3 rRNA genes are annotated in these 5,681 nt (G+C 58.1%); all 3 read left to right on the top strand.

Annotated features, from left to right (window positions below):
* Nucleotides 1-214: 214 nt before the first annotated feature.
* The 3 genes from LEP48_RS18240 (at nt 215) to rrf (ending at nt 5,614) form a co-directional block, all read left to right on the top strand.
* Nucleotides 215-1,736 (top strand): 16S ribosomal RNA (locus tag LEP48_RS18240).
* 519 nt (nt 1,737-2,255) lie between these two features.
* Nucleotides 2,256-5,365: ribosomal RNA gene (locus LEP48_RS18245) — 23S ribosomal RNA — on the top strand.
* A 132-nt stretch (nt 5,366-5,497) separates the two neighbouring features.
* Nucleotides 5,498-5,614 (top strand): 5S ribosomal RNA (gene rrf, locus LEP48_RS18250).
* Together the 16S, 23S and 5S rRNA genes form the textbook arrangement of a ribosomal RNA operon.
* The last annotated feature ends 67 nt before the right edge of the window (nt 5,615-5,681 follow it).

The following is a 5,681-nucleotide window of genomic DNA, read 5'->3' on the forward strand; positions in this document are numbered from 1 at the left end:
GAGTTGCCCCGGACGGGATCGGAGCGGTTGCTTCGGTGTTGGATGGTGTGCGTCGGTTGTTTGAGAACTCAACAGTGTGCTTGATAGATAGTCAATGCCAATAGTTTGTTGGAACCTTTGTTGGTTCTTTTGGATCGGACTGAGCAGTTCAGCTTGGTCTGGCCAGTATCGTTGAATGCTGGGGCCTCTTTGGGGTTCTGGTGTTTTTCTCTCTTTTACGGAGAGTTTGATCCTGGCTCAGGACGAACGCTGGCGGCGTGCTTAACACATGCAAGTCGAACGGTGAAGCCCAGCTTGCTGGGTGGATCAGTGGCGAACGGGTGAGTAACACGTGAGCAACCTGCCCTCCACTTCGGGATAAGCCTTGGAAACGGGGTCTAATACCGGATATGAGCGCGCGGCGCATGCCGTGTGCTGGAAAGTTTTTCGGTGGGGGATGGGCTCGCGGCCTATCAGCTTGTTGGTGGGGTAATGGCCTACCAAGGCGTCGACGGGTAGCCGGCCTGAGAGGGCGACCGGCCACACTGGGACTGAGACACGGCCCAGACTCCTACGGGAGGCAGCAGTGGGGAATATTGCACAATGGGCGAAAGCCTGATGCAGCGACGCCGCGTGAGGGATGACGGCCTTCGGGTTGTAAACCTCTTTCAGCAGGGAAGAAGCGAAAGTGACGGTACCTGCAGAAGAAGCGCCGGCTAACTACGTGCCAGCAGCCGCGGTAATACGTAGGGCGCAAGCGTTGTCCGGAATTATTGGGCGTAAAGAGCTCGTAGGCGGTCTGTCGCGTCTGGTGTGAAATCCCGAGGCTCAACCTCGGGCGTGCATCGGGTACGGGCAGACTAGAGTGCGGTAGGGGAGACTGGAATTCCTGGTGTAGCGGTGGAATGCGCAGATATCAGGAGGAACACCGATGGCGAAGGCAGGTCTCTGGGCCGCAACTGACGCTGAGGAGCGAAAGCATGGGGAGCGAACAGGATTAGATACCCTGGTAGTCCATGCCGTAAACGTTGGGCACTAGGTGTGGGGCTCATTCCACGAGTTCCGTGCCGCAGCTAACGCATTAAGTGCCCCGCCTGGGGAGTACGGCCGCAAGGCTAAAACTCAAAGGAATTGACGGGGGCCCGCACAAGCGGCGGAGCATGCGGATTAATTCGATGCAACGCGAAGAACCTTACCAAGGCTTGACATGCACCGGAAACACTCAGAGATGGGTGCCCCGCAAGGTCGGTGTACAGGTGGTGCATGGTTGTCGTCAGCTCGTGTCGTGAGATGTTGGGTTAAGTCCCGCAACGAGCGCAACCCTCGTCCCATGTTGCCAGCGGGTTATGCCGGGGACTCATGGGAGACTGCCGGGGTCAACTCGGAGGAAGGTGGGGATGACGTCAAATCATCATGCCCCTTATGTCTTGGGCTTCACGCATGCTACAATGGCCGGTACAGAGGGCTGCGATACCGTAAGGTGGAGCGAATCCCAAAAAGCCGGTCTCAGTTCGGATTGGGGTCTGCAACTCGACCCCATGAAGTCGGAGTCGCTAGTAATCGCAGATCAGCAACGCTGCGGTGAATACGTTCCCGGGCCTTGTACACACCGCCCGTCAAGTCACGAAAGTTGGTAACACCCGAAGCTCATGGCCCAACCGGTTTTCCGGGGGGAGTGGTCGAAGGTGGGACTGGCGATTGGGACTAAGTCGTAACAAGGTAGCCGTACCGGAAGGTGCGGCTGGATCACCTCCTTTCTAAGGAGCATCTGATACCCCGTGGGGTTGCCTGCCGTTTCGGTGGGTGGCCTGGGGTCAGGCAGGCCATCGTAGACGCCGTTCGTGTGTCTGGTGGTTGCTCAAGGGTGGAACATTGACTGTCGAGGTCTGCTGGTTCGTGCCGGCTGGTCAGTACGCCGTCTCCTTCGGGGGGTGGTTGGAACGCTGGTGGGTGCGCGGTGGTGGGTCGTGTCGGGCACGCTGTTGGGTCCTGAGGCAACCGGCCGCTGGTCGGGGGTTTCTTCAGGTAGTACAGGAGGTACGGGTCATCGACCTGGTTGCGAACCGCTGGTGGTCGCGGGTTCCCGAGTGTGGGGGTCTGTGGGGTGCTGGTAGGCGGGCCGAGGGGTTGGTGGGTTCGTCCGTTGCTTGAGAACTGCATAGTGGACGCGAGCATCCCAGATGTTCAAGAAGCATCGCATGGTTGTGGGCCCGCCCTCGTGGCGGGTTTGCTGTGTGTGGTGTTCTTTGGATCTCTGTAGCAATATTTGTAGTGTGTTCGAAGTTTATAAGGGCACAGGGTGGATGCCTTGGCACTAGGAGCCGAAGAAGGACGTTGTAGCCTGCGATAAGCCTCGGGGAGTTGGCAAACGAGCTGTGATCCGAGGATGTCCGAATGGGGGAACCCGGCCAGGGTCATGCCTGGTCACCTGCATCTGAATACATAGGGTGTAGGGGGGAACGTCGGGAAGTGAAACATCTCAGTACCGACAGGAAGAGATATTCCGTGAGTAGTGGCGAGCGAAAGCGGATGAGGCCAAACCGTGTGCGTGCCAAGCTGTCAGGCGTTGCGCATGCGGGGTTGTGGGACCTTCTGACCGGATCTGACAGTCCGGTAGCCAGTAAGAAAGTCGTGTCATAGTCGAACCGCATTGAAAGGCGGACCGTAGAGGGTGTGAGTCCCGTAGACGAAATGGTGCGGCCTGGTTGAGGGGATCCCAAGTAGCACGGGGCCCGTGAAATCTCGTGTGAATCTGGCAAGACCACTTGCTAAGCCTAAATACTACCTAGTGACCGATAGCGGACAAGTACCGTGAGGGAAAGGTGAAAAGTACCCCGGGAGGGGAGTGAAATAGTACCTGAAACCGTGTGCCTACAATCCGTCGGAGCCTCCCTAGCAGGGGTGACGGCGTGCCTTTTGAAGAATGAGCCTGCGAGTTAGTGCTCGGTGGCGAGGTTAACCCGTGTGGGGAAGCCGTAGCGAAAGCGAGTCCGAAGAGGGCGATACAGTCGCCGGGTCTAGACCCGAAGCGAAGTGATCTAGCCATGGGCAGGTTGAAGCGCCGGTAAGACGGCGTGGAGGACCGAACCCACTTAGGTTGAAAACTGAGGGGATGACCTGTGGTTAGGGGTGAAAGGCCAATCAAACTTCGTGATAGCTGGTTCTCCCCGAAATGCATTTAGGTGCAGCGTCACGTGTTTCTTGCCGGAGGTAGAGCTACTGGATGGCTAATGGGCCTCACCAGGTTACTGACGTCAGCCAAACTCCGAATGCCGGTAAGACATAGCGTGGCAGTGAGACTGCGGGGGATAAGCTTCGTAGTCGAGAGGGAAACAGCCCAGACCACCGGCTAAGGCCCCTAAGCGTGTGCTCAGTGGGAAAGGATGTGGAGTTGCACAGACAACCAGGAGGTTGGCTTAGAAGCAGCCACCCTTGAAAGAGTGCGTAATAGCTCACTGGTCAAGTGATTCCGCGCCGACAATGTAGCGGGGCTCAAGTACACCGCCGAAGCCGTGGCACTCACACAATAACCCAGCACCCTTTGGGGTGTTCAGGTGTGTGGGTGGGTAGGGGAGCGTCGTGTGGGCAGTGAAGCCGCAGGGTGACCTAGTGGTGGAGCCCACACGAGTGAGAATGCAGGCATGAGTAGCGAATGACGGGTGAGAAACCCGTCCGCCGAATGACCAAGGGTTCCAGGGCCAGGCTAATCCGCCCTGGGTAAGTCGGGACCTAAGGCGAGGCCGACAGGCGTAGTCGATGGACAAGGAGTTGATATTCTCCTACCGGCGAAGAACCGCCCATACCGAGCCCGGTGATGCTCACCACCCCAATTCGTCAACCGTCACCTTCGGGTGACACCTGACGAGGCGGCGTGGGACCCAAACCGGTAGTAGGTAAGCGTGTTAACAGGGGTGACGCAGGAAGGTAGCCCGGCGTGGCGATGGTAGTCCACGTCCAAGGCCGTAGCCCGTGGTGTAGGCAAATCCGCACCACACGAGGGTGAGAGCTGATAGTGACCGCGTATGCGGGAAACGGGTGATCCTCTGCTGCCAAGAAAAGCCTCGACGCGAGGTTCTAGCCGCCCGTACCCCAAACCGACTCAGGTGGTCAGGTAGAGAATACCAAGGCGATCGAGCGAATCGTGGTTAAGGAACTCGGCAAAATGCCCCCGTAACTTCGGGAGAAGGGGGGCCTGAACCGTCAACACCCTAGCGGTGGGAAGCGGGGAGGGCCGCAGAGACCAGGGAGAAGCGACTGTTTACTAAAAACACAGGTCCGTGCGAAGTCGCAAGACGATGTATACGGACTGACGCCTGCCCGGTGCTGGAAGGTTAAGAGGACGAGTCAGCGTAAGCGAAGCTCAGAATTTAAGCCCCAGTAAACGGCGGTGGTAACTATAACCATCCTAAGGTAGCGAAATTCCTTGTCGGGTAAGTTCCGACCTGCACGAATGGCGTAACGACTTCTCCGCTGTCTCAACCGCGAGCTCGGCGAAATTGCACTACGAGTAAAGATGCTCGTTACGCGCAGCAGGACGGAAAGACCCCGGGACCTTTACTATAGCTTGGTATTGGTGTTCGATGCGGCTTGTGTAGGATAGGTGGGAGACTACGAAGCTCACGCGCCAGCGTGGGTGGAGTCAACGTTGAAATACCACTCTGGCCGCATCGACCATCTAACCTCGGTCCGTCATCCGGATCAGGGACAGTGCCTGGTGGGTAGTTTAACTGGGGCGGTTGCCTCCCAAAATGTAACGGAGGCGCTCAAAGGTTCCCTCAGCCTGGTTGGCAATCAGGTGTCGAGTGCAAGTGCACAAGGGAGCTTGACTGTGAGACCGACAGGTCGAGCAGGGACGAAAGTCGGAACTAGTGATCCGGCGGTGGCTTGTGGAAGCGCCGTCGCTCAACGGATAAAAGGTACCCCGGGGATAACAGGCTGATCTTGCCCAAGAGTCCATATCGACGGCATGGTTTGGCACCTCGATGTCGGCTCGTCGCATCCTGGGGCTGGAGTAGGTCCCAAGGGTTGGGCTGTTCGCCCATTAAAGCGGTACGCGAGCTGGGTTTAGAACGTCGTGAGACAGTTCGGTCCCTATCCGCTGCGCGCGTAGGAAACTTGAGAAGGGCTGTCCCTAGTACGAGAGGACCGGGACGGACGAACCTCTGGTGTGCCAGTTGTCCTGCCAAGGGCACCGCTGGTTAGCTACGTTCGGAAGGGATAACCGCTGAAAGCATCTAAGCGGGAAGCCTGCTTCAAGATGAGGTTTCCATCCCCCACGTGGGGTGAAGGCACCCAGCTAGACCACTGGGTAGATAGGCCGGATGTGGAAGACAGGACGAAAGACTGTCGCAGCTGACCGGTACTAATAAGCCGACAACTTCACACACCACACTTCAATGCACGCGTCCACTATGCGGTTCCCGAGAAACGGGCACCACCCCCACCCCGCACACCACACCCCCCAAGGGTCGTGGACAGTGCGGACACCACAGGGGGCACCCCGACAACTCGATACTGTTACGGCGGTCATAGCGAAGGGGAAACGCCCGGTCCCATACCGAACCCGGAAGCTCAGCCCTTAAGCGCCGATGGTACTGCCCTCGAGAGGGGGTGGGAGAGTAGGACGCCGCCGGACACCATTCACATGAAGGCCCACCCCACCCCGGGGTGGGCCTTCATGCATTTCCAGCCTTCATGCACCC

This window comes from Isoptericola luteus (genome assembly GCF_020297055.1).
Lineage (GTDB): Bacteria > Actinomycetota > Actinomycetes > Actinomycetales > Cellulomonadaceae > Isoptericola > Isoptericola luteus.